The organism is Pseudogracilibacillus sp. SE30717A (assembly GCF_037071985.1).
GTDB lineage: Bacteria > Bacillota > Bacilli > Bacillales > Amphibacillaceae > Pseudogracilibacillus.
Genome location: NZ_JAXHDF010000004.1, coordinates 96,690 through 122,511, shown reverse-complemented (window position 1 = coordinate 122,511; position 25,822 = coordinate 96,690). Strand labels below are relative to the sequence as shown.

19 protein-coding genes and 1 riboswitch are annotated in these 25,822 nt (G+C 33.9%); of the genes, 16 read left to right on the top strand and 3 right to left on the bottom strand.

What is annotated here, in order from left to right; all coding sequences use genetic code 11:
- The first annotated feature begins 6 nt into the window (after positions 1-6).
- From ccsB to SPD48_RS07585, 5 genes are all read left to right on the top strand, one after another.
- Positions 7-1,197, top strand: a complete 1,191-nt coding sequence (gene ccsB / locus SPD48_RS07605; RefSeq protein WP_336257491.1) for a c-type cytochrome biogenesis protein CcsB — start codon at positions 7-9, stop codon at positions 1,195-1,197.
- A gap of 407 nt (positions 1,198-1,604) precedes the next feature.
- A complete protein-coding gene (locus SPD48_RS07600; protein ID WP_336257490.1) occupies positions 1,605-2,513 on the top strand; it encodes a F510_1955 family glycosylhydrolase in 909 nt (302 codons plus the stop codon).
- A 29-nt stretch (positions 2,514-2,542) separates the two neighbouring features.
- Positions 2,543-3,274, top strand: coding sequence for a cytochrome c biogenesis CcdA family protein (locus SPD48_RS07595; RefSeq protein ID WP_336257489.1), 732 nt, complete (start codon positions 2,543-2,545; stop codon positions 3,272-3,274).
- A gap of 9 nt (positions 3,275-3,283) precedes the next feature.
- Complete coding sequence (locus tag SPD48_RS07590) at positions 3,284-4,669, top strand: sensor histidine kinase (RefSeq protein WP_336257488.1); 1,386 nt, start codon at positions 3,284-3,286, stop codon at positions 4,667-4,669.
- The gene (locus SPD48_RS07585) at positions 4,662-5,330 is read left to right on the top strand and encodes a response regulator transcription factor (RefSeq protein ID WP_336257487.1); all 669 of its coding nucleotides are present in this window, start codon (positions 4,662-4,664) and stop codon (positions 5,328-5,330) included. Before SPD48_RS07590 ends, SPD48_RS07585 begins: the two co-directional genes overlap by 8 nt.
- Before the next feature lie 226 nt (positions 5,331-5,556).
- Here the strand turns inward: SPD48_RS07585 and SPD48_RS07580 are convergent, their stop codons facing one another.
- Together SPD48_RS07580 and SPD48_RS07575 are read right to left on the bottom strand one after the other, a co-directional pair.
- Positions 5,557-6,153 carry a YdhK family protein gene (locus tag SPD48_RS07580; protein ID WP_336257486.1) on the bottom strand — a complete coding sequence of 199 codons (597 nt, stop codon included), beginning with the start codon at positions 6,151-6,153 and terminating at the stop codon, positions 5,557-5,559.
- A gap of 142 nt (positions 6,154-6,295) precedes the next feature.
- A complete protein-coding gene (locus tag SPD48_RS07575; protein ID WP_336257485.1) occupies positions 6,296-6,622 on the bottom strand; it encodes a four-helix bundle copper-binding protein in 327 nt (108 codons plus the stop codon).
- A gap of 277 nt (positions 6,623-6,899) precedes the next feature.
- Here SPD48_RS07575 and SPD48_RS07570 point away from each other — a divergent pair, with 277 nt between their 5' ends.
- From SPD48_RS07570 to SPD48_RS07550, 5 genes are all read left to right on the top strand, one after another.
- A complete protein-coding gene (locus SPD48_RS07570; protein WP_336257484.1) occupies positions 6,900-7,298 on the top strand; it encodes a MarR family winged helix-turn-helix transcriptional regulator in 399 nt (132 codons plus the stop codon).
- Positions 7,299-7,640 carry a DUF3147 family protein gene (locus SPD48_RS07565; protein WP_336257483.1) on the top strand — a complete coding sequence of 114 codons (342 nt, stop codon included), beginning with the start codon at positions 7,299-7,301 and terminating at the stop codon, positions 7,638-7,640.
- A gap of 181 nt (positions 7,641-7,821) precedes the next feature.
- Entirely contained in the window at positions 7,822-8,418 is a 597-nt protein-coding gene (locus tag SPD48_RS07560; protein ID WP_336257482.1) for a hypothetical protein, read from the top strand.
- 384 nt (positions 8,419-8,802) lie between these two features.
- Positions 8,803-9,573 (top strand): class I SAM-dependent methyltransferase, encoded by a 771-nt coding sequence (locus tag SPD48_RS07555; protein WP_336257481.1) that lies wholly within the window; start codon positions 8,803-8,805, stop codon positions 9,571-9,573.
- Positions 9,574-9,916: 343 nt separating this feature from the next.
- Positions 9,917-11,629, top strand: a complete 1,713-nt coding sequence (locus tag SPD48_RS07550; RefSeq protein WP_336257480.1) for a sensor domain-containing protein — start codon at positions 9,917-9,919, stop codon at positions 11,627-11,629.
- 51 nt (positions 11,630-11,680) lie between these two features.
- Here SPD48_RS07550 and SPD48_RS07545 read toward each other — a convergent pair whose 3' ends face one another.
- A complete protein-coding gene (locus tag SPD48_RS07545; RefSeq protein ID WP_336257479.1) occupies positions 11,681-12,571 on the bottom strand; it encodes a LysR family transcriptional regulator in 891 nt (296 codons plus the stop codon).
- A gap of 148 nt (positions 12,572-12,719) precedes the next feature.
- Here SPD48_RS07545 and SPD48_RS07540 point away from each other — a divergent pair, with 148 nt between their 5' ends.
- The 6 genes from SPD48_RS07540 (at position 12,720) to SPD48_RS07510 (ending at position 25,781) form a co-directional block, all read left to right on the top strand.
- Positions 12,720-14,903, top strand: coding sequence for a malate synthase G (locus tag SPD48_RS07540; RefSeq protein WP_336257478.1), 2,184 nt, complete (start codon positions 12,720-12,722; stop codon positions 14,901-14,903).
- Between the two features lie 823 nt (positions 14,904-15,726).
- Complete coding sequence (gene aceA, locus SPD48_RS07530; RefSeq protein WP_336257477.1) at positions 15,727-16,998, top strand: isocitrate lyase; 1,272 nt, start codon at positions 15,727-15,729, stop codon at positions 16,996-16,998.
- Between the two features lie 298 nt (positions 16,999-17,296).
- Positions 17,297-18,490 carry a C40 family peptidase gene (locus SPD48_RS07525; protein ID WP_336257476.1) on the top strand — a complete coding sequence of 398 codons (1,194 nt, stop codon included), beginning with the start codon at positions 17,297-17,299 and terminating at the stop codon, positions 18,488-18,490.
- 293 nt (positions 18,491-18,783) lie between these two features.
- Positions 18,784-19,896: a murein hydrolase activator EnvC family protein gene (locus SPD48_RS07520; RefSeq protein WP_336257475.1), complete on the top strand. Its 1,113-nt coding sequence runs from the start codon at positions 18,784-18,786 to the stop codon at positions 19,894-19,896.
- A 166-nt stretch (positions 19,897-20,062) separates the two neighbouring features.
- Positions 20,063-20,252, top strand: a riboswitch (cobalamin riboswitch).
- Positions 20,253-20,428: 176 nt separating this feature from the next.
- Positions 20,429-24,871 (top strand): DUF4430 domain-containing protein, encoded by a 4,443-nt coding sequence (locus SPD48_RS07515; protein WP_336257474.1) that lies wholly within the window; start codon positions 20,429-20,431, stop codon positions 24,869-24,871.
- Positions 24,872-24,944: 73 nt separating this feature from the next.
- Positions 24,945-25,781 carry a DUF4430 domain-containing protein gene (locus tag SPD48_RS07510; RefSeq protein ID WP_336257473.1) on the top strand — a complete coding sequence of 279 codons (837 nt, stop codon included), beginning with the start codon at positions 24,945-24,947 and terminating at the stop codon, positions 25,779-25,781.
- Positions 25,782-25,822 lie beyond the last annotated feature (41 nt).

Genomic DNA, 25,822 nt, shown 5'->3' with positions numbered 1-25,822 from the left:
TTAATCATGAATAATTTAGTTAATATTAGCAGTACGATGCTGTATACGGCATTTGCACTCTATTCTATAGCGACTATCATATTTGGTGTTAGTATAAAAGATAAAAATAAACAAAAGAAAAAAGGAAAAACGGGAACTATAGCAATATCCTTAACCATTATTGGGCTTATTGCACAATTGGCCTATTTTATTACACGATGGATTGCAAGCGGACATGCCCCAGTTGGAAATATGTTTGAGTTTATGACTTTTTTAGGGATGAGTCTCGTTCTAGCGTTCATTATCATTTATTTTATTTATCGATTAAATATTCTTGGATTATTTGCGTTGCCAATTGCATTAATTATTATAGCCTATGCGAGTATGTTTCCAACAGAAATTTCACCATTAGTGCCATCATTACAAAGTCCATGGCTCTATATCCATGTAACAACAGTTTCATTATCACAAGGGATTTTGGGAGTTAGTTTTGTTGCAGGGCTTATATACTTAATAAGGCAAATTGATCAAACAAAACGTAGCAAGAAGAACGTGTGGTTGGAACTAGTTTTGTTTTTTATGATTGCTTGTATAGGGTTTATTCTTTCAACAGTGACATTTAATATATTAGATTATAAGTCAACTTTTGAATATCCTTCAGGAAATAGAACATTAACTGTAGAATATACATTGCCTGCGATAGCTGGACCTCAGGAAGGTGTATTGATCACTGAAGATGCTCAAGACGCTTGGTTCGAAGCACCTGGTTGGTTACAAGGTAGGAATGCAGCTAAAAAGTTTAATACACTTATTTGGTCATTTGGAACCGGGCTTATCCTATACGGACTAATTCGGTTAATTTTAAGAAAAAGAATTGGTGCAGCAATACAACCATTACTAAAAAATATTAAACCAGATCTTGTTGACGAAATAACTTATAGGGCCGTAGCCATTGGATTTCCTGTATTTACATTGGGGGGATTAATTTTCGCTTCCATCTGGGCACAAATTGCCTGGGATCGTTTTTGGGGCTGGGACCCAAAAGAAGTATGGGCACTTGTGACATGGTTTTTCTACGCAGCATTTTTACATTTGCGACTATCACGCGGTTGGCATGGAGAAAAATCCTCATGGCTAGCAGTTGGAGGATTTGCAATTATTATGTTTAACCTTATTGTTGTTAATTTGGTGATAGCAGGTTTACACTCTTATGCATAATTTTTTGGGATTCCTGTGGGTAAAGGTTAGCGTATTTAATAAAAGAAGAGCCGATTACAATAATCAGTAATCGGTTTTTCTTTTATCGGATTGCTAAATTTCTAGCCTAGAACTGTGGGGGGACAGATTTAAATCTTTTGATACTTTTAGTTATTAATTTTGGCAAAAAAACTGTGATTTCCCATTTAATATGCATACTTTCTCGATAAACCAAAGCTATAATTAATATAAATCAATAATATAAGAAGGTTTTTAAATGCATATGATGCCTGGTTATGGTTCGTTTTTTCAATGATTTTGGATTGATTAATTAGTCTTAGGATTATTTTTAATAACAACTATTATAAATGATGGTAATAAAAAAACCGCTACAAATAAGTTTTTATACATTTGGAGGATAGAAATATATGAAAAATAAAGTAATGATTTTCTTAACAGTAATTGTAGGAATATTAGTTGTAGGTTGCAATAACCAAGATGATAAAGCTTTTGAAGTCCCTTTTGATGGCACTATGGATCATGTGCATGGACTTGGTTACGCTGGAAATGATGATGGATTATATTTTGCTTCACATACCGGACTGAAAATTTACCGTGATGGTAATTGGTTCGAAACATCAAAGAACTTTAATGATTATATGGGATTTGCTGCGGTTGATAAGGGGTTTTATTCATCAGGTCATCCTGGGACAGATACTAACCTACCAAATCCTATTGGTTTACAACGGAGTTTTAACGGTGGAAAGACATTAGAAAAGATTGATTTTGAAGGCGAAAGTGATTTTCACGTAATGGCAGTTGGTTACAATAGTCATGATGTTATTTTGCTTAATGAACAGAAAAACTCTAAGCTTGGAGTCGGTATTTATCTTAGTGAGGATAGCGGAGATTCGTGGACAGAAGTAACTGCATCGGGATTAGATGGCGACATCCTTTCCTTCAGTATCCATCCTTCTAACTCAGAATATATTGCTGCTGCTACAAACAGCGGTGTGTATTTATCTAGTAATAAAGGAGAATATTTCACTCTGATCTCAAAAAGAGGAGCAGTTGGTAGTGCTGTGTTCTTTAATGAAGAAAATTTATATTTTGCTAGTTATGATACAAATCCAATTTTTGAAAAATATAAAATAGATAATGATGAAACAGAAAAAATGAACTTGCCAGAGTTATACGATGATGGGCCAGTATTCATTACTCAAAACCCAAAGGATACAAAACAGCTTGCAATCTATACAATTAAAGGACAAGCTTATGTATCAAGTGATTATTCGGAAACATGGGAACAAATATTATTTGATAACGGGATTCAATAATAAAATTATTTATTGTGAGTTGAATTTTTATGTTTGATTTGTTTAACCAAATTAGTAGTACATTAATTGGTCCAATAATGGATATTGCATATGGTTTGGAACATCTACCATTATTATTTGCTTTTTTTCTTGGTATTGTAGGAGCTGTTGCGCCATGTCAGCTTACCAGTAACATTAGTGCGATTACGATTTATGGTAATAAATCATTAATTGATAAAGTTCCATGGTTACACGTATTGTTATTTATTTTGGGAAAGGTTGTTGTTTATTCTGTATTAGGTATTGTAATTTGGCTATTAGGTAAAGAAGTATATAGCACACTATCACATATCATGCCTATTATACGTAAAGCGATAGGACCATTACTAATCATCATAGGGTTATTTATGATTGGGTTATTTCAATGGAAGAAAACATGGCGTATTTTTAATTTACCAACAAAGGCATTTAAAGATAGCTATTTAGGTAGTTTTTTGATGGGTGTAAGCTTCACGTTAGCCTTTTGTCCAACGATGTTCGTGTTATTCCTATTAACATTGATGCCGATTGTGTTGATTACTTCGTATGGGGTAGTCCTTCCAGCAATGTTTGGAATTGGTACGTCTCTTCCACTTTTGATTGTTATATTTTTAATTTGGTATTTTGGTGCAAGTGGTGCAATATTAAAAAGAAGTAGAAAAATAGGAGCTGTCACCCAAAAGATGGCTGGTGTGTTACTTCTGATTATTGGTATATTGGATACACTTACTTATTGGTTATAGAGGTGTACTATGTTTAATAAATTATCATTTAAAATTGGATTATTATTCTTTGTGTTTATTCTAATCATCGAAACCTTTTTATTTTTTATTTTATACGCAAATCTAGCAAATGACCGTATTGAAGAAGTTATGAATAGTTTATTAGCACGAGGTAATACACATCGTGATGTTTTGGAAGATCATTTTGATCAACCAACATTAGAGCATGTAGGAATTATGGAATCAGCATCTGAATTTATCGTCATCATCACAGATGAATATGGAGATATTATTATTTCGTCTGACCCAGTAGAAGATGACATGATGGATGTAGTAAAATATGTTAATAACGATGAAATACCTACAGAAGGTAAAATCGTTGATGATCAGTGGAATGAAGGGAAGTATATCGCAACAGATAGTCCGATTACAATAAACGGCGAACATAAGGGGCATGTGTTTATGTTTGCAAAGACAAGTTATGTAATAAAAACTGTTGATAAGCTTAGTAACCAGTTTTTAATTGCTAGCCTCGTTACTGTTGTATTAACTATTGTAACAATATTTATTTTATCCAGATTTATCGCTCATCCTTTAATAAAAATGAAAGAAGCAACAGAACAATTAAGTAAAGGTAAACATAATGTTGAGCTTCATACAGAACGGAAAGATGAATTAGGTGAATTAGCCAATTCTATTTCAAAATTATCAAAGGACTTAAAAGAATTGAAGATGGCCAGAAATGAATTTTTAGCAAGTGTCGCGCACGAGCTTCGGACGCCATTAACATATATCAAAGGATATGCTGATATCATTAATCGACCAGATACATCTGAAGAAGAAATTAAAGAATATGTTAATATAATTCGAGAAGAGACAGAACAATTGACGATATTAATTAAAAACCTATTTCAGCTAGCTAAAATAGATCATAATAATTTTCTAATTAGACGCGAACGTGTGGAAATATGTGAATTTCTACAAAATATAGTTGAACGTATCCGACCAGCATTGGCAGAGAAAGAAGTATTGCTTTATGTCAATTGCTCTAAAGTAGCGGCTTTGATTGATCCGGAACGGTTTCAACAAGTTTTAATAAATGTTTTAGATAATGCAAAAAAACATTCTTACGAAGGTTCAAAGATTTTAATAAAGGTGGAACAGACTGACCAGCATATAATTATTACAACTATTGATGAAGGGGAAGGAATTCCTGAACAAGACCTCCCATATATATTTGACCGATTATACCGTGTGGAAAAATCACGTTCAAGAAAAAGTGGTGGTGCTGGGCTAGGTTTGGCAATTACGAAAGAAATTGTTGAATTCCATGGCGGTAGCATTGAAGTAGAAAGCAAACTAGGAGAGGGCACAAGTGTCATTATCACGTTAGCAAGGGATGATCAAAATGAATAAAGTTCTTATTGTTGATGATGAGAAACGAATGTTAGATTTAATTGCATTATACTTACGTCCACATAATTATGTTTGTCAAAAAGCACAAGGGGCTAATGAAGCATTATCATATATAGAGGACGAAACAATTGACATTGTTTTGCTGGATATAATGATGCCTCAGATGGATGGATGGAAATTATGTCAGGAAATTAGACGTGTTTCCGATGTTCCCATTATTATGTTAACTGCACGTGACCAACGTGAGGATATTATAAAAGGGTTGCGATTAGGCGCTGACGACTATATTACTAAGCCATTTAATGAAGACGAATTATTAGCTAGAATGGCAGCTATATTACGTAGAAGAGCGCCAAAGGTTCATGTTGAAGTTAATAGTTTGCTGTGGAACAAGGAAAAATTCGAATTAATTTATAAAAATGTTCCAATTAAATTAACGCCTAAAGAATTTATTATGATTGGTCATTTTATGAAAAACCCGAATCAAGTGTTTGCAAGGGAACAATTGATAAATTTGATTTGGGGATTTGATTCGGAAACGGAAGGCAGGACGGTTGATTCTCATGTGCGGAATATGAGGGATAAAATTCGTCAAGCAGGGTTTCCAATTGACGATCACTTTAAAACAGTATGGGGTGTTGGTTATAAGTGGGTGAATTAATAACCGATCGTTCGATGAGGGGTTATTTAATGACCCAGTGGAATTAACCGAACTACAACTAACATCGGCAGAAAGAGTAGAGATTGTAGGTAACTTTTATAAAATCAAAGAGAATGTAGAAATTAGTTTGATTATGGATGATAAGACAAATTAAGATAGAGTATGTTGAGTATTCTATAATCAAAAAACAAGAAGAGTCTGAGTCAGGTCTCTTCTTGTTTTTGATTTATTTATTTGATAATTCGTTTTCAGTTACCCATTTATGATTAGTCACTTTTTCTCCACCATTAGTAGGAGTGTAATCAATCATATATACTGTAGTTTTTTCAGCAGAATCGATTACAGCGGTTGCACCATCCATCCCTTTCATATGATCCGCCAGTATGGTAACTTCTGATCCAGGTTCAAGTGGCTCATTATCAGCTTGCGCAATTTCTTCTTGAATAACCCATTTATGATTTTCAACTCTTTCTCCTCCATTTGTTGGAGTGTAGGAAACAGCATAGGCAATAGTTTCATAAGCTCCTACAATTGTAGCCACAGCGCCCTCCATTCCCTCCATATGATCCGTCTGGATGATTGCTTCACTTCCTATTGGATAAGTAGGGTTTTCTGCTTCTTTTAAAACTGAAGGAACTTCTCCAGAACTCGTGTGATCCATACTTGAGTCTGATTTTGTCTCTGCATTATCATTTGTACCAGAATCTATTACAGTGTCAGAGTCGTTTTCCGAATTCCTGTCTTCAGTGTCACCTGAACATGCGGATAATACAATTATTGAGGCTAGAGAAATTATTACTATATAAGACTTTTTCAACTTCATTTTTATAACCCTTTCTTATAAGAATTTTTCAATTACCAATGAGAGAGTAAACGTATTGTTTTCTTAGACAAATCCTAGTTTAATATTTCTAAGAAAATGAAATTATATTAATATTGGGCAATTTGGTCATTAATTTCATAGGTTAAGCAATCTGTTTGCAAGCCTCTGCACATCTAAAGCAAGCTTCTGCACAACGTTGACAATGATCATGTTGATGTTTTTCACATTCTTTCCCACAGGCTTCGCAAATAGTTGTACAAACTGCTGCTAATTCAGCAATAAATGGAGTATCCCTTGTAATGGCTTGTTCTAAAAAACCACAGATATCCGCACACTCTCTATCTAATCGAATGCATTCAGCCATCATCTTTATGTCTTCTTCTTTCAAACATGCATTATAACAATAATTGCATGCTGTCATACATTCATGCAAGATTTGAAGCAGTTCTTGATGTTTTTCATATGACATAAAAAATACCTCCCTATTTTGATCTTTTTGGTTTCACTATATTAATTTCCCAGTGCTTTTGAATATAAACAGAAAATATGAAACTTGATTGAAAATGCATACTTATTGATAATAAAAAATAGTCTGAATTATAACGTTCTACTAGATAAATTCTCGATAGATTAGTTATGGTATTAAGTTTAGTAAAAACTATTTAATGCAGCCATTAAATTTTCATTGCATTTATATCGTATTATACGATATAATCGTCATAGTCGATGTATTGGAGGGATATTATATGATGGATGAAATAAATAGATACTTTTCTGATATTTACTTTGAACTTCACCCTATACACCAAGAAGTCATCTCTCACCAAAGTGTCCGTATATTACAAATGGTACATAAAAAGCAGTTTGTAATGATTAGGGATATTGCAGAGCATTTATCTATATCACATAATACTGCATCGGAACACGCGAAAAAGTTAGTAAGTAATGGGTGGCTATATAAAGAGAGAGATGATAAAGATCAACGTAAGGTTTATTTACATCTAACGGAACTTGGTGTAAAGATATTAAAGAAAAATACAGAATTAGATAAAGAAAAATTACAAGCAGCGCTTGATAAGTTATCGGATAAAGAAATAATACAAGTTGTCAAAGCCTTTCAATTATTAAGTGAGGTATCAAAATAAATGTATTTATTTATAAAAATTGTAAGCTCAGCAGCCATTATTGGCATAGTTACCGAATTAGCAAGAAGATTTCCAATATATGGAGGGATTATAGCAGCTTTACCTTTAATCAGCATTCTAAGTATAATTTGGCTAACTATACAAGGAGAATCCGCAAAGACTATTAATGAATTTACAGGTGGTGTGATTGCGGGTCTTCCAGCAACCATTATAATGCTGTTGATAATTTATATGGCATTTAAACATTCTTTGCATTTATCACTAGCAATTTTATTTGGAGTTATTGGCTGGGGTTTCTTTTTAATTATTCAAAAATATATAACCGAAATATTCTTCACCTAAAAAAGATAAAATACATATGAAACGGAACATTACACTTCAAGAATTTTTACAATTTCTCCATATCTCGATAAATAATAACAACTTGTTGTCGTTATTTCGTCGATTCTTTGTTTAGGAATTATTAAAAACTGCCTTTTTTACCTACGATTACTTTATTGTCCTAGAATGAAAGAAATTATATTTGAGGAATGCAATAATAATTACACTAGATAAAATGCAAGAAATATATATTCAACATGGATGGAAGCTATTAAATGATAGAATTAACCATTTAAAAGAAACAGATTACATCGATGTTTTTAACGAAAATGATTTTAATCTAGTAATTGAAAACTATGGGGAAAGAATTGAGAAATTTATTCCTAAAAAGTTTGAAAGCCACTTATTCATCGACGAATGGATTGAAGAAATAAAATATATTGTTATTCAATCATTATTAAAAGAATTATCCCATAAATTAACCGGAAAATTTCAGGATCATTTCAAAGAAGAAATTAACTTGGAACAAGTTGAGTACGAGATAACAGATGAGTTATTAGAAGTATATCGTAGGTTTAATAGAGGGATGATCGATTATAAAAGAAAAAAGTTTATCAACCCGATTGTAGATATTGTAGAAACGTTACCAATTGAGGAATTAGCAGATACGGCTGAAGCTTTGTTAAATATCACTTCTTTAAAAAGAAAAATGTCCAGATCATTAGAGACTGTTGGTGGTCCAATAGATGTTGCTCTTATTACTAAAGGTGATGGTTTTACATGGATTAAAAGAAAATAAGATTTTACGCTACAATGGATACTTTGCGAACAATACGTTATACAAAGGAATGTTATTTAGGAGATAGTCACTTGTAATTCAGACTTCAAAATATTATTGGATTTAACTAGTCTAGAATTATTATACAGAATAGATGGCGCTCTTATGCCTTTGGTGAAAAGCGAAGTATATTTCTGTAGCGACTATTTTAAACCTAATCATTCCTCAATAACTCTTTCTAACTTATGTTCTAACCTTCCTCTATCTTTTAATGTTTTTTGATTCTCCATAACATCTCTGATAAAACGTAAATGATTTCAACAATATACTTATGATATGATAATAGTATAATATATTCCAGAAAATGTAGATTCGTATTCAAAACAATTTATGAGGAGGATATTAATGGAGAATAAACAGGATGTTAAAAAGCAATTCGGTCGTAGTGCTTATTCTTATGTGAGTAGTGAGATACATAGTAAAGGCGGAGATTTAAAAATTCTAGTTGATATGGCTTATACTACTGGAGAGGAAGAGGTTCTCGATGTAGCTACTGGAGGCGGACATACAGCAAATACTTTCGCTCCACTTGTTCGACAAGTAACTGCAATGGATCTGACACCGGAAATGTTGATCGCTGCTGAGAAGTTTATCAAAGGAAACGGGCATGAGAACGTACAGTTTATTGAAGGGGACGCTGAAAAAATGCCTCTTTCTGACGACTCATTTGATATTGTTACTTGTCGGATTGCACCTCATCATTTTCCACATATAGAAGATTTTATTAGCGAAGTTTACCGGGTTTTAAAGCCGGGCGGCCAATTTTTATTAGATGATAATGTTGCACCCGAAGACGATGAACTTGATCGTTTTTATAATCAGATCGAAAAAATGAGAGATTATAGTCATTATCGAGCATGGAAAAAGACAGAGTGGATCAATATGTTAGAGCTAAATGGATTTGAAACACAAGTCTATTATCGGTTTGAAAAGCAATTTCAATTTGAAAATTGGTGTGACCGGATGAAATTATCGGATAAGGAAAAATCAACGTTAAATGAATTAATTCTCACATCTTCAGACAAAGCAAAACAACAATTCCGTATTCAAATCAAAAATGAGAAAATAGAATCTTTCTATGGTGAAGCTATTTTGTTAAAGGCAATAAAACGGTAATAAAAAATATCTTCGTTGTTGCCATTAACATTTATAACGATTTTAGATTAGAAGTCTTTTTAGAAAATGGTCTATTTAACAGATGATGTATTCAGCTTCGTACGAGACTGTTGTGGTACTTAAGTCGTAAGATTAGGAAATTTAATTTAGAATTGTGACATCCCATCTTCCGAATAATTAGCTGATTGTCTAATTGTCATTATATAGTACATAGTATCACTAAATTACACTGTACTTCCTCATTTACTTTGACTACGTATAATTTTTATGGTAAAAAAGTAGTAGGTCTTTAATGTGTGGTTTCCTGTATTTAATACATACTAATCGCTAAAGAGGTGCGAAAATGTCCATTGCTAACCTAGAGGATTTTAATTTTCCTTCAGACGAGATTTCCAGTGAGATGGCAAATATTGCGTTAAATAACATACAACAGGGGATTATGATTACAAATAAGCATAATCAGATTATTTATCTCAACCAAAAATTTGAAGATATTACTGGCTATACTTTTAACGAGTTAAAGGGGAAAACTCCTAAAAAACTACAATCTGGTATTCAAGAATTTTCATTTTATGAAAAAATGAAGAAAGTAGTCATTCAAACTGGGAAATGGGAAGGCGAGTTATGGAATCGCACAAAAAGCGGGGAAGTTGTATTGCAGTCAATGACAATTATTGCAATAAAAAATGAGAATAATGAAATTGTGAATTTTATTGGTATTTTTTCAGATATATTAAATAATCGTACAATCCAAAAAGAATATTTGCATCATGTAACGTATTATGATCTTTTAACTTCATTACCTAATCGTTTTTTATTTGAAAAGCGGGTAGTTGCTTCATTAAAACAGTCCAGTCAATCAAAAAAACCTTTTGCCATTATTTATTTTCAATTAGAAAATTTCACTGAAATCAATCAACAACATGGCTTTTTGTTTGGTGATATATTACTAAAACGAACAGCTACAAGATTAAATAATATAACATCGGATACAAACTTAGTTACAAGATGGAGCGGAACAGAGTTTGCATGGATCATTGAGAATTTTGATAGTTTAGAAGTAATTAAAGATGAAATTTCCAAGTTTGCTGACAAAATTGGTGAACGAATCCTTGTAAACGGAATTGAAGTGAACTTGGAAGCGCGTTTTGGGGTAAGTATTTACCCTAAAGATGGTGAGACTGTCTCTAGTCTTTTATCTAAAGCGAATGCTGCGATGAATAGAGCGAGAAAAGACAAATCAGTAATTCAATTTTACGAAGCAAATATGGGGAAGCCAAGTAATTTTTTTATTATGGAGCTCGAATTAAAAAGGGCGATTAAAGAAGAACAGTTTGAGTTATATTATCAACCTTTGATCTCTGTTGAAACGAATAAATTAGTTGGTTTTGAAGCGTTAATTAGATGGAACCATCCTACTGAAGGATTAATCTCACCGGTGAAGTTCATCCCACTTGCTGAACAGTCTGGATTAATTATTGAAATAGGAAACTTAGTCTTCAGGAAAGCATGTATTCAGCTGAGTGATTGGAAGAAAAGAGGATTTACTGATATAAAAATTAGTGTGAATTTATCAATGAATCAATTTAAGGACCAATACTTAGTTGAAAATATTATGAATATAATTGAAGAAACAGGTGTTTCTGCAAATGATATTGGAATTGAGCTGACTGAAAGTTCGTTAATCGATAATATGGAAGAAACAACTTTAAAGCTTCACCAATTAAAACATTTAGGATTTTATATTGCAGTGGATGATTTCGGTACAGGTTACTCTTCTTTAGGTTATTTGATTGATTTTCCGATTAATCGTATTAAAATTGACCGTTCCTTTATAAAAGCAATGTCTCACAATCAAAAAATTAAAGCCATTGTTTCGGCCATAAATACAATGGCGAAAACGATGGAAATAGAAGTAGTTGCTGAAGGAATCGAGACGAAGGACCAACTTAAGTTAGTTCAAAAGCTTAATTGTAATTTGGTTCAAGGATATTTATTTGATCGTCCATTATCTGCCCTTGAAGCGGAACAAAAATGGCTTATAAATAATATATAAAGATAATCTACCGAGGTTGCTATTTTCCCTCGGTAGTTTTTTTGTCGACTATTATTCTTTTAAAATGGAATTTTTTGCAATAGCAATAAATTCTCGTACAGAAAAAGGTATATGTTCATTTCTTTTCCAAATCATTCCTAATTCCAAATGAATCTCTGGATGTTTGAATGGAATTGCTTTAATATGCGTCTCCTTTATTTGTCCACAAATTCGAGCAGGAAGTAAGGCGATACCGAGCTTTGCTTCAACCATTTCAAGTATAAAGTCCTTCTGTGAACTTTCGCATACAATATTTGGGTAGAATCCTGCTCCTGTACAAGTGTCAAGGATGCTGTCATATAATGAGAAGTCTTGTCTATACATAATAAAAGCTTCCTTTTCAAGATCTGTTATATGAACCGAATTTGATTCACAGAGTGAATGGTCGTTGCTAACTAATACCATTAGTGGATCTTTTATTAATTCAATAGATTCTACGTTTCTTTTATTTAGTGGATTACTACATACAAAGCCTATATCCAAACTGCCCTCCATGATCCCGTGTTTTATTTTTTTAGAGCCTACCTCTATTAATGAAACTTTGATATGGGGATATGTATCAATATATTGACTAATAAGATTTGAACAAAATGCTGCCCCAATAATTGGTGGGATCCCAATTCTGATTTCTCCTTTTTTTAACGAAAAGACATCATCCATTTCAGAAGTTAAATTTTCATAAGCATGTATTACATTTTTAGCATTTTGCTGTAATGCCTTACCAGCATCCGTCAAAGCAAGCTGACGGAACGATCGGTCGAATAATGGCACACCTAACTCTTCCTCCATTCCTTTAATAGTTTTACTTAAAGTTGGTTGTGAAATATGTAAGGCTGCTGCAGCTTTTGTAAAGTTTAAGTGTTTAGCTACCTCAAGAAAATATTCTAAATGTCTAATATCCACTTACAACATCCTTTCTTTACATCTATTTTTAATGTGTTGCACATCAGCTATAACTAAATGGAATAGTAGGTATTCTAATTATGTATTGTTATTATACTATAAACTGTTATATAATAGTTTTCAACAATTAATTCGAGGAGGAAATATAATGACGAGCTATGTACAGGTTGGTAATATTAAGGTTGCCGAAGTTTTATATAATTTTGTTAACAGAGAAGCACTTCCAGAGACTGGACTTGATATAGAACAGTTTTGGCGGGATTTTGAAAAACTTCTAGAGGATTTTTCTCCAAGAAATAGAGAGTTACTTGCAAAACGTCAACATTTACAAGATCAAATTAATGAATGGCATAAAGAAAATAAGGAATATACACAAGAAGAATATACTACATTTCTTGAGGATATCGGCTATTTAGAACCGTTAGTAGATGACTTTAAAGTAAATTTAGAAAATGTCGATGACGAAATTGCGCAAATTGCAGGACCACAGCTTGTTGTCCCGATTAATAATCCAAGATACGCGATCAACGCAGCTAATTCAAGATGGGGTTCCTTATATGATGCTTTTTATGGAACGGATGTTATTAGTGAAGAAAATGGGGCGGATAAAACAGGTGGGTATAACCCGGTACGTGGGAACAAAGTAATTGAAAAAAGTAGAGAGTTTCTTGATGCGAGTATACCACTTGTATCAGCTTCTCATAAGGAAGCATCAAACTATTCAATCGAAAACGGAAAGCTTGTTGTAACGCTTCAAAATGGTAAAACTGTTGGACTAGAGAATGAAACACAATTCGTTGGTTTTCAAGGAAATGAATCTGATCCCTCTTCTATACTATGTAAAAATAATGGATTGCATATTGATATTCAAATTGATCGTAATCACCCAATCGGTAAAACAGATGGCGCTGGGATTAAAGATATTATTTTAGAATCGGCTATTACAAGTATTATGGACTGTGAAGATTCTGTAGCGGCTGTAGATGCGGAGGACAAAGTTGATGTATATCGCAATTGGAAAGGTCTCATCCGCGGCGAATTATCAACAAGCTTTGAAAAAAATGGTGAAAAAGTTGAACGAACATTTAATGATGATCGTGTTTATAAGACGCCCGATGGAAATGAACTGAGAATATCTGGGCGTGTCCTTATGTTAGTAAGAAATGTTGGTCATTTGATGACGAATAGTGCCGTACTATTAGAGGATGATTCGGAAGCATATGAAGGAATTTTAGACGGTGTTTTTACGAGTTTAATAGCTAAACATAATTTGATGGGGAAAGGTAAGTTTATTAATTCGAAAAAAGGATCTGTCTATATTGTAAAGCCTAAAATGCATGGATCTGAAGAAGTGGCTTTTTCAGATAAATTATTTGAAAGAATTGAAGAAATGCTTGATCTTGATCGCAACACGTTAAAGATGGGAGTAATGGATGAAGAGCGCCGTACAAGTTTGAATCTGAAAAATTGTATTCACGCTACAAAAGAACGGGCTATCTTTATTAATACAGGATGGTTGGATCGTACTGGAGATGAAATTCATACATCGATGGAAAGTGGTCCTGTGTCTAGGACAGCAGATATGAGGGGGATGAACTGGTTCCATTCCTATGAGAAAAGTAATGTTCAAGAAGGTCTTCGGGCTGGTTTTCAGTATGAAGCACAGATTGGAAAAGGAATGTGGGCAAAACCGGATAATATGTTAGAAATGTTCGATGAGAAAATTGGTCATGTTAAAGCAGGTGCTAATACTGCTTGGGTTCCTTCGCCTACGGCTGCTACATTGCATGCGTTACATTACCATGAAGTAAATGTTAGGGAAGTACAAAATACTTTACTGCAAGGAGAGACGTCAACAAATTATCGCGATGATATTTTGCAAATTCCGGTGGAAACAAATCCATCGTGGACAGAAGAAGAAGTTAGAGAAGAAGTTGAAAATAACGCACAAAAAATGCTCGGTTATGTTGTTCGTTGGGTAGAGCAAGGGATTGGTTGCTCGAAAGTTCCGGATATAAATGATATTGGTATGATGGAAGATCGGGCAACATTACGTATCTCAAGTCAAATTATTACAAACTGGTTACACCACGGCATTGTTACGGAAGATGGGGTAATGGAAATATTAAAACGAATGGCAAAAGTAGTGGATGAGCAAAATGCCGGAGATGAAGACTATCATAATATGGCCCCGAATTTTGAAGAGTCGGTAGCTTTCCAGGCAGCATGTGATCTTGTATTCAAAGGGACAGACCAGCCTAACGGATATACAGAGCCTATCTTACATAGACGTAGGCTCGAGTTTAAGAGAAAAATTAGTGTAACAAATTAATTAAGTTGATAGAGGGAGAGCCAGCATTCAAATCGGGTGCTGGTTCTTCGTTTAGAAATAACTAAATAGTTAAAACCTCTATGAATGATTCTGGGTTTAAAAAGCTAGCTGCGTGTATTTAATATAAACAACAAAAAAGATTTAAAAAACACTTGCTTTTTTAAAAAAACACTTTATACTGTATTATAACAGGTAAAGAAATATACATACTGTTATATAATTGGAGGTGACAGACATGAGGAAAAAACATGACAAAGCTACTTGTCCTGAATGTGGTAAAAATATCTCCACGAAAAGCTATACATTAGAGTGTGACTACTGTTTGTCTAAAGCTGAAGAGTAAAAAAATAAAAGTATTGTTATGTACCAAAGTTTAATTTGTATTATCTGTATTATAACAAATGTTTTTCGTAAAGATTGAGGCTGGGACATAAATAAAACTAGCAACTGAATAGGCGAACAATATGTTTGTTTAGCGTAGGAAATATACGTAGACTCCTACGGGAACAGCGACAGGGGAACGCAGACTAAGTACGCCACGTCCTGTGGCAACGTCTGCACTAGTACATCCTGTACGTCGGAAGATCCCTGTAGCGACTTGAAACAAGGAGCTACAAAAGCTAAGGCCGTGCCCGTGTTTAGGAGACACAGTGAAAGCAAGTGGTAGCGTTGCTTGAACAGATGTCGCTCTTATGCCTGTGGTGAAAGCGAAGTATATTTCCGAAGCCTTTCATACTTCTAGTATCGTTCGTCTTTACTTTAATAAAAATTTGTCTCAGTTTCCTTTAAATAAATAAGTTATTTACTCAAGGAGGAAAAGTATATGTTAAACGAAAGAGCAGCAGCACTTCAAAATGAATGGGAAACAAATCCAAGGTGGGAAGGTATTAAGCGTCCATATACAGCAGAAGATGTTATTCGTCTACGTGGCTCGCTTGACATGAATCATACATTAGCTGAAAGAGGTTCAAAAAAATTATGGGACCTTTTAAATACGGAAGACTTTATTAATTCATTAGGAGCATTAACAGGTAATCAGGCAGTTCAACAAGTAAAAGCCGGATTAAAAGCAATTTATTTGAGTGGCTGGCAAGTTGCGGCAGATGCGAATATGGCAGGGGAAATGTATCCGGATCAGAGTTTATATCCAGTAAACAGTGTGCCACAAGTTGTACGCCGAATTAACAACGCATTACAACGTGCAGACCAAGTTGAATATTCAGAAGGAAATGTCACTCGTGATTGGTTTGCTCCGATTGTTGCAGATGCTGAAGCAGGATTTGGTGGACATCTGAATGTATTTGAATTAATGAAATCAATGATCGAAGCTGGAGCTTCCGGAGTTCACTTTGAAGACCAGTTAGCTTCTGAGAAAAAATGTGGTCATTTAGGCGGTAAAGTATTAATTCCGACACAAACAGCTGTTAAGAACTTAATTGCTGCACGATTCGCCTCTGACGTCATGGGGACACCAACCATTATTATGGCTAGAACAGATGCAAACGCAGCAGATTTAATTACAAGTGATGTGGATGAATATGATGCTCCATTCTTAACAGGTGAGCGGACGGTCGAAGGCTTTTATCGCACGAAAGCTGGATTAGATCAAGCGATTGCTCGTGGACTCGCATACGCTCCATATGCAGATCTAATCTGGTGTGAAACGGCAGAACCAGATTTGGAAGAAGCTCGTCGTTTTGCAGAAGCGATTCATGAAAAATATCCAAACCAAATGTTAGCATATAACTGCTCACCTTCCTTTAACTGGAAGATTCATATGTCAGATGAAGAAGCAGCAAATTTCCAAAGAGAAATAGCTAATATGGGATATAAATTCCAGTTTGTAACATTAGCTGGATTCCACTCACTGAACCATAGTATGTTTACTCTAGCAAACCAATATAAAGATGAAGGCATGGGAGCATACTCTAGATTACAGCAAGCGGAATTTGCAAGTGAAAAAGATGGTTATACAGCTACACGCCACCAGAGAGAAGTTGGAACAGGTTACTTTGATGAAGTAGCTCAAGTGATTGCTGGAGGAGAGTCTTCAACAGTAGCATTAGCTGGATCAACAGAAGCAGAACAGTTTTAATTCATAATTAGTAAAAAGCTATCTCAATATATTTGGGATAGTTTTTTTATCGTCTAAGAAAAATAAGTGCAATTTGTCATAAAAAGTAATGTAACGTCAATATAATCTTTTGAAACATAACTGTAACATTATTAAAATATGCTTGTCATTTTGTAGTGTTATACTAATATTCGACTAAAAGATTAATAGATTACATAATATATACTAATTTTTTATGACATTACATTGTTCGTGATATTTTGCGCGTTTAGACATAGAGAAAAAATGTAAAGGTCATAGGGGAAGCGGGGAATAATAGTTGAGGAAAACAGCACTTGCAATTGGAACTGTTGCGATCGTAACACTTGGTAGTACTTTTTTTAGTAATGTAACACATGCTGAAACATTACAAAGTGTGCAGAACCAACAAGAACAAGTTAAAGCAAAACTATCAAAAGCAGAAGCTGATATCGCTGATATTTTATATGAAATTAAAGACATTAATGAAGAAATTGCAAAATTACAATATGCTTTAGAAGAAAACAAGAAGCAAATTGATAAAACAGAAGAACAGATTAGTGGTTTAGAAGACGAAATTGATGAATTAAATGAAAAGATTGAACAACGAAATGAAATTTTGAAAACAAGAATTGCTTCTTATCAAGATAATGGAGGTAAAATTAATTATCTAGATGTTATCTTAGGTGCAGAAGGATTTAATGAGTTTATTAGCCGTGTGTCAGCTGTTACTACAATAACAAATGCTGATATGGAGCTATTAGAAGAAAACGAAAAAGATAAAGCAGCTGTAGAAGAAAAGCTTATCGAGCAAGAGGAACTTGCTGCTCAATTAGAAGAACAGAATGAAACAATTGAAATCCAAAAAGAGCAACAAAATGCAAGTAAGAAGAAATTAAAAGAAAAAGAAGAAAAACTTAAAAAAGATAAAGCTAAGTTGGAATCTGAAAGTAGTGATCTAGCTGCACTTGAAGCGGAAATCCGTGCAAGTATCATTACACCTGCTACACCACAGGTAGCTGCAGAAACAACAAGTTCTGGATCGAATAGTAATTCAACAAATGCAAGCAGCTCAAGTAGCTCAAATGCAAGTAATTCAAAGGCATCCACACAAAACACTACATCTGTACCATATACAGGTGGAGGAGGTTCTGCTATTGCAGCAGGGCGATCAGTAATTGGAACCCCTTATGTTTGGGGCGGTTCTAGTACAAGTGGGTTTGACTGTTCAGGCTTTGTACAGTGGGCTTATAATCAAGAAGGTGTATCGTTACCACGAACTGCAAGTGCTATGGCAAGTGCAGGTAAAGGAGTATCTTACAGCGAAGCAAAACCTGGAGACCTAGTCATATTCAGAGGTGGCGGTCATGTTGGTATTTACCTCGGTGGTGGTAAATTCTTAGGTGCTCAAAATAGTACAGGTGTTGCAATTGCTGACATGAACAGCGGTTACTGGAAAAATAATTTTGACGGTATTGTTAGAAGAGTAAAATAAATAGTTTAATTAAGACGCATCGTTAGATAAACTGACGGTGCGTTTTTTAATGCAATTTAAAATATTTGTCGCTTGTTATAAATATGAAAGATGAATTATTTTCTTATATTAAATACTTTAATTGTTGTATTGCCGATATTTGTAATAATTAAACCTAATTTGTGGTTAAAATGTAATTTTAATAAAATCTTTCTGTTATGTTGGAATGCTATACTTTGATTTGGAAACAAATTAATAGATAAGTAAATAGATTCTTTAAAAATAGATACATAGACTAAAGGGAGAGAGAAAGTTTGAAGAAAGTTATAGCTGTTACTGGGGTTGTGCTTCTAACCTATGCATTTGCAATGGGACCTATTGATGTACATGCAGAAAAAAATTTGTCGGAAATTCAAAAAGAAAGAAAGGAGATAAAAGAAGATCTAACAGAAGCAGAAAAAGAAGTTGCGGACATATTAATTGAAATAGAAGAAAAATCGAAAGAGATCATTGAATTGGATAAGACTTTAGAAGCAAATACTCAAGCGAAAACAGAAGTCCAAGAAGAAATGGATGAAGTTAATAAAGAGATTCAGGCTTTAGAAGATAAAATAGAAGAAAGATTTACTATATTACAAGACCGTGCAAAATCGTATCAAAAAACTGGCGGGAATATGGGGTATTTGGAAGTTCTTTTTGGAGCGGAAGATTTTAATGATTTTATTAGTAGAGTAAATGCAGTTACTGCAATTACAGATTCGGATGCTAACTTAATAAAAGAGCAAGAGGAAGATAAGAGGAAAGTAGAAATGAAGTTAGAAGAGCTAGAAGAACTTGAAAAAGAATTAATAGAAATTGAAAAGTTAGTAACAGAACAAAAAGAGCATGCAGTTCAAATGAAAGAAGAATTAGAAGATAAAAATAATGAATTAAATAAATTAGTTCATGATTTGGAACTGAAAGATGAAGAGTTAAACAAATTGGAAAATAAATTTTTAATGGCGTCTGCTCCTGCATCGGGTGGTTCTTTTAATTCTGCAGATGGTAATGGGATTTTAGGTTGGCCAACTGAAGGTGGGTACATCTCAAGTCATATGGGAAAACGTTGGGGTAAAATGCATAAAGGAATAGATATTGCTCGTACGGACCGTAGTACAAGCCCACCAATATTTGCAGCTGAAAGTGGCACGGTAGAAACAGCTGGTACATTAAATGGGTATGGAAATACAGTGATAATAAACCATGGAAATGGAATGAAAACTCTTTACGGTCATATGTCTTCGCTTACTGTCAGCTCAGGGCAGAAAATATCAAGAGGGGAACAAATTGGAGTAATGGGTGCTACAGGAAGATCAACAGGTATACATCTTCATTTTGAGGTTCATATCAATGGATCTATTCAAAACCCAATAAGCTATTTAAACTAAGAAAGCTTGTCAGGCATTTGGTCTGACAAGTTTTTTTAGTATGGAGGCAAGAAGGAAAAGAAGGAAAAGTTTCTGCTAAAAAGCTACTTATTTGAATACCTGAGCAAAAGGAAGGATTGTAAATTGTAAAATATTGTTTTATACTTATAACTAGTGTACTAAAAAAATTAATAGTTTGTGTTTTGGTTTTTTTGCATAAAGCAAAAAATTAAAAAGGAATCAGGTGAAAATCCTGAACGGACCGGCCACTGTAAATGGGAAGCTGCCCTTATAATGCCACTGGTTAAAAAACTGGGAAGGTAAGAGGTAAGCAAAGATCCATAAGTCAGGAGACTTGCCAAAGCATATATGCACTACACCTTCCAGGATAAAGGTTTGCATAAGAGCGGAATTTTCCTACTGTATTTACATGCATATATAGAATTTTCTATCAAACTCTTACCTTTTTCTGGAGGTAGGAGTTTTTTTGTTGAGCGAATGGTATTTTAAACTAAAGAAATAAACTAATAAATTTGATAAGGGGAGAGGAAACTTGAAAGTCATTCATAGAAAGTCGCAACGATGGTTATCGATATTTCTAGTATTTATATTATTCTTTGCATCTGTACCTACTTCAGCAGGAGCAACGAAAGACATTGATGCAAATGAAATCAATCAATTTGAAGTTGAAAATCAAGTAGAATTAAAGAATGAGGAAGAAGTAAATGTAGAAGCTGACCAATCTAATGAAGATATTAAAGAAGAAAAAGAAGACAATAGTGATGAAGAAAAAGACAAAGGTCTAGAATCCACAAAAGATAATAATTCTAAAAAGAGTGAAGAGAAAAATAAAGAAGAGTCGAACGATAATAATCTATCTAATGAAGATAAAGTAAAAGTTAAAAAAGAAGCTATAGAAGAAAACGATTCAAAGGATGAAGCAGAAAAGGAAGAGGACTTAGAAGATCGTAGTGCCGAAATTAAAGAAAAAGTTGAAATATCCGTTCAACATGCAACAGAATATTATAAAGACAACCCTCCAAATTATAAAAGTTATAAAGGATCGCATAGTGACTATTGGACCTATGCTGCATTGTGGGGAGCAGGACTAAAAAATTTAAGAAATGATATCCCTTGGGAATCTGAGGAATCTGCACCATGGGCACGACATACATACTGGTCACAAGGAAAAGATTCTAAAGTAACGAATTCAAACGAAGCTGCAGGAATTATAATTGGATCAATTCTACTAGAAAAAAATCCATATAGATTTGGCAATAGTAATGTCGTTGACGATTTAATAGCAAAGCAAAATAAAGAAAATGGTAATTTCTCTACGCTTTGGGGAGACCCTTGGGCAATGATCGCGCTTGATTTAATGGATGCAAAGTATGACAAAGAGAAGTTAATCAATTTCCTTTTATCTAAGCAATCAACTACAGGAATGTTTGGAGATGCAGATGCAACAGGATGGATTTTAACTGCATTAGCTCCATATTATAATGAACGACAAGATGTGAAAAATGCTATAAATGCAACTGTAGAATATATACATGAATATTATCAAAATAATAATGACGTTCCTGGACAAATGTTTGCAGCAAATTCTAACTCAACTGCTTCCATTATTATGGGGTTAGCAGCTAATGGGGAAAATCTATACAGTACAAAATGGACCACAGAAGAAGGTAATATTGTTGAACAATTCATCGATAATTATCAGCAAAAAAACGGATCTTTTTGGTGGCAAAAAGAACAAGCTGGGGCAATTGCAATGTCAACGGATCAATCTGTACTTGCTTTATCGACTGTTATACAAGGTGAGTCGATTTTTGTTCAATTAAAAGGTCACAGTCAAGGACTTAAAAAGAATACGACTGTTTCAGTCCGGGTTGAAGGAATAAATGAGACTAGTTATCCAGAACAAGACGTTCAAGTAGAAACATTTGCTGACAAACCAACTGCGTTAGAGGCAACTAAACAAGCTTTAAATGATGCAAGTATCCCTTTTGAAGACAGACATGGATACATTTCGAGCATTAAGGGAGACGAAGAAGCTTCTTTTGATGGTTGGGATGGTTGGCAATATATGGTTAATGATGTTTATCCCGATGTATATGCAGATGATTACGAAATAAAAGAAGGAGATAAAATTGTTTGGTTTTATGGAAATGTAGGTGATATTTACCAAGGAGTAGATGTTGCAGATGAAATCGAAAAACTAACATTAATTCCTGCAATCACTATTTCTTCAGAAATCTATGAAGATGAGGAAATCGAAGTTGAGGTTACTTCTACATATAATGTTTATGCAGAAGATTATAGTTTAGTAAAGGAAAACGAGAGAACAACGATCAAAGATGCCATTGTACATTTTAACGGGAAAACATACGCTACTGATGAAAATGGTATTGCAAAAATTCCAGCTGAAGATGTCAAAATAGGTGAATATGAACTGCAAGTAACGAAAGATATAGAAAACAGTTATCCGCGATTATTAAGACAATCGAAAAAGATTATAGTAAAAGAAAAACCAGACCCCAAAATAGATATAGATGGGTTTACAGATGGAGAAATAGTAAATCATTCTACAATAAACTTTTCCGTCTCAGCTAGAGATTATAAAAATAATGATATTGACCCTGTAGTTACATTAAATGAACAAAAAGTCACACCAGATAAAAATGGTACTTTTACAGTTGATTTAAATAAAGGCGAAAACATAGTAGAGATTATTGCTCGTGATGGGACTCGTGAAGTAAAAAAGGTATTTAAGATTACATTTGATCAACAAGAAGAGCAACAAAATCAGTTCATGGTAACACAATCGATTGTCATTTCCGGTAAAGAGATACCATTACCTGCTACGGAATTAGAAGTATACGAAGAGGATAATGTAATAGATGTATTAAAACGTGCTGCAAAAGAGCATAACATCCCAATTGAAGTGAAAGATTTAGGTTGGGGAGAATATGTAGCTAGTATTGCTAATGTTGCAGAGTTTGACCGTGGTGAACAAAGCGGTTGGATGTTTAGAGTAAATGGTAAATTCTCAGATGTCGGAGCAAGTGATGTTTATATAATTCCTGGTGATAAAATAGAATGGCTTTACACGTTGGATTATGGTAAAGACATAGGAGCAACAGAATTTGAACCAATTCGGGAACAAATGGAACCTATCATTGAAATCGATCATCTGCCTTCTGATTCACTTGTTAGAGATTCTAAACACACGATTAGAATTAGAGCGAACAGTTACTTTGGCACACCTCTGATACCAGTTGTAAAGTTAAATGGAAAAACAGTTGAGCGACAATCAGTGTCTAAACTTTCTCAAACAGATGTATCTAATGGTGAATCGGATGAACCATTTGTCTATCAATTAGAGTTTATTGAGGGTACAAATAGTATTGAAATAGAAGCAACGGATGCAGGAAAAAGAAAAACAGTTGAAAGATATGAATACACGTATATTCCACAAGATAAAGAGATAGAAAAAACGAATCCTCGATTAAACATAGAAGGGGTAAAAAATAATTCAATCGTTTATACACCGTCATTACGTTTGACCGTCTCTGCAGAAGACTATATGTTCAACCCATTAAGGCCATTAATCGAATTAAATGGGAAACAGATAGAGCAAAAGAAAGATGGTCAGTACGAAATTGAGTTAAAAAAAGGTGCAAACAAGATCGTAATTAGAGCGATAGATGAAGATGGTAGAGAAACGACTAAATCTTTTCTAGTAACATATATGGCTAATGACGAAGATAAGGCATATAAAGAACATGTTGAAAAAGCTATTAAAGAAGTAAGCAAACATATTCTTTCAAATGGGATTACAACAGAATGGCAAGCAATCGGTCTTGATAGAGCAGGTTATGCTGATCAACCACAATTTAAAGCATATCATGGTATTTTTGAACAAAATCTACAAGAACAAGTAATCGATAAATTAGGAACTGGAAGACTATTAATTACGGATGTAGAACGTTTAGCAATTGCTTCATTCGCAGTAGGAAAAGACCCGACAAATATCAATGGATTAAACCTTATTGAGAAAATATACAATAGTGAGGATGCAAGGGATGGAAGTAATAGCTTAACATTTCAAGGAAACAATGGAATTTTGTTTGCTCTAATTGCACTAGACACTAAAAACTTTGATATACCTAAAAATGCAACATGGACACGGGAGAAGTTGATTGAAGAGCTTTTACAAAATCAACGAGATGATGGGGCATGGAGCCTAACAGCAACCTCTTCAAAACAAGAAAACGCAAGCTTTGATATAACGGCTATGGCATTAACTGCTTTAGCACCATACAATAATAGTGATTATCCAGAAGTGCAAGAAGCAATTAGAAGAGCTGTAGACTTTTTATCAACCAGTCAAGACGAATCCGGAGGTTTCTCTGACGATTTTGTTGGTGGTGTTTCTAGTGAAACAACTGCTCAAGTTATCATTGGTTTAACAGCAAACGGTATTGATCCACGTAGTGATCAATTTACAAAGCAAGACATTAATTTATTAGATCATTTACTTAAGTTTCAAGCAAAAGATGGAGGTTTTACACATCTATTAGGGGACGAAAATTCAAACCCAATGGCTTCAGAGCAGGGTCTGCAAGCATTAGTTGCTTATAAGATGTTCGTGAATAATGAGGGTCGTCTGTATGATTTTTCAATAGAACCAGAAAAAAAAGAAGAAATTGATCCGGGGATTAAACAGCCGGAAAATCAAGGGCCTGATGGACAGGAATCAAACGGTGATGAAACTACCACTGGAAAAGAAAAAGGCGAACTAGAAAATGCACAAACTGATATTGATAATCAAAATTCACAAATGAATCAACAAAAAGCAGGTGAGGAGTCTAAGGCCTTACCAAAAACCGCAACTACTATGTTTAATATAATTCTCATTGGAACTATTCTAATCTTATTAGGTATAGGGATTTATATGATACGTAGAAAGCAAAATATCGATAGAAGTTAATAGAAAGTAGATCTAAAAGCCGTTTTTTAACGGCTTTTTAAGCCTATATAAATTAAATAAAGGAGGATTTCCCATGCGATTTAGGCGATTATATACTTCCATTTTAATAGCTGTTTTATCCATATTTATTTTTACAGCATGTGGCTCAACATTGGAAAAGCCAACAGGTATAGAGGACACTGAAAATAAACAGATAGAAACCAAAAATGACTATGAATTAGTAGATTTGGATGTAGATGAAAAAATAGAAAAAAGTAAAAAATCTGATCAGACAAAAAAACATGAAGAAGAGAAATCAACAGTAGAAAAAGAGAGTAATTATAATAAAGAAACAAAAATAACACAAAAGGAAAAAGACTCGCAACGTTCAAACAAACCAAATGATACAAAATCAAATCAAGAAAAAAATACGAAGTCAAAAGAAAATTCAAATCAAACTAAATCTTCTAAGTCTAGTAACTCAAATTCGGATAATTCAACATCATCAAAGGGAACAGAAAAAAATCAAACAACAAAATCTCCCGAACAAAAAGAGAAAAAACAGAAAGAAACGAAAAGTACTGTTACACAATCCATTGTAATTTCGTCAGATGAAGTGCCCTTATCAGCTACAAAAACTGAGATAAACGGTGAAGAGACTGTATTGGATGTACTAATTAAAATTACTAAAGAAAAAGGAATTCAGATGGATTATAGAGGTGGAGGTTCAACTGCTTATATTGAAGGAATAGCTAATGTATATGAATTCGATCGAGGACAAGGAAGTGGATGGATGTACCGGATAAACGGTGTTTTTCCAGATCGAGGGGCGGGAGCGATTAACGTTCAAGATGGTGATGTAATTGAATGGTTGTATACGACTGATCTGGGGAAGGATCTAGGAGCTAACTTACAACCTTTTCGAAGATGACAAAATATTACCCGACCTTATGCTACATACTGGTCGGGTCT

Bases quoted from the DNA above. Each gene is read 5' to 3' on its own strand.
- SPD48_RS07510 (WP_336257473.1), top strand. From the start codon at position 24,945: ATGCGATTTAGGCGATTATATACTTCCATTTTAATAGCTGTTTTATCC.
- SPD48_RS07555 (WP_336257481.1), top strand. From the start codon at position 8,803: ATGGAGAATAAACAGGATGTTAAAAAGCAATTCGGTCGTAGTGCTTAT.
- ccsB (WP_336257491.1), top strand. From the start codon at position 7: ATGAATAATTTAGTTAATATTAGCAGTACGATGCTGTATACGGCATTT.
- SPD48_RS07550 (WP_336257480.1), top strand. From the start codon at position 9,917: ATGTCCATTGCTAACCTAGAGGATTTTAATTTTCCTTCAGACGAGATT.
- SPD48_RS07575 (WP_336257485.1), bottom strand. From the start codon at position 6,622: ATGTCATATGAAAAACATCAAGAACTGCTTCAAATCTTGCATGAATGT.
- SPD48_RS07580 (WP_336257486.1), bottom strand. From the start codon at position 6,153: ATGAAGTTGAAAAAGTCTTATATAGTAATAATTTCTCTAGCCTCAATA.
- SPD48_RS07595 (WP_336257489.1), top strand. From the start codon at position 2,543: ATGTTTGATTTGTTTAACCAAATTAGTAGTACATTAATTGGTCCAATA.
- SPD48_RS07565 (WP_336257483.1), top strand. From the start codon at position 7,299: ATGTATTTATTTATAAAAATTGTAAGCTCAGCAGCCATTATTGGCATA.
- SPD48_RS07540 (WP_336257478.1), top strand. From the start codon at position 12,720: ATGACGAGCTATGTACAGGTTGGTAATATTAAGGTTGCCGAAGTTTTA.
- SPD48_RS07590 (WP_336257488.1), top strand. From the start codon at position 3,284: ATGTTTAATAAATTATCATTTAAAATTGGATTATTATTCTTTGTGTTT.
- SPD48_RS07585 (WP_336257487.1), top strand. From the start codon at position 4,662: ATGAATAAAGTTCTTATTGTTGATGATGAGAAACGAATGTTAGATTTA.
- SPD48_RS07600 (WP_336257490.1), top strand. From the start codon at position 1,605: ATGAAAAATAAAGTAATGATTTTCTTAACAGTAATTGTAGGAATATTA.
- SPD48_RS07570 (WP_336257484.1), top strand. From the start codon at position 6,900: ATGATGGATGAAATAAATAGATACTTTTCTGATATTTACTTTGAACTT.
- aceA (WP_336257477.1), top strand. From the start codon at position 15,727: ATGTTAAACGAAAGAGCAGCAGCACTTCAAAATGAATGGGAAACAAAT.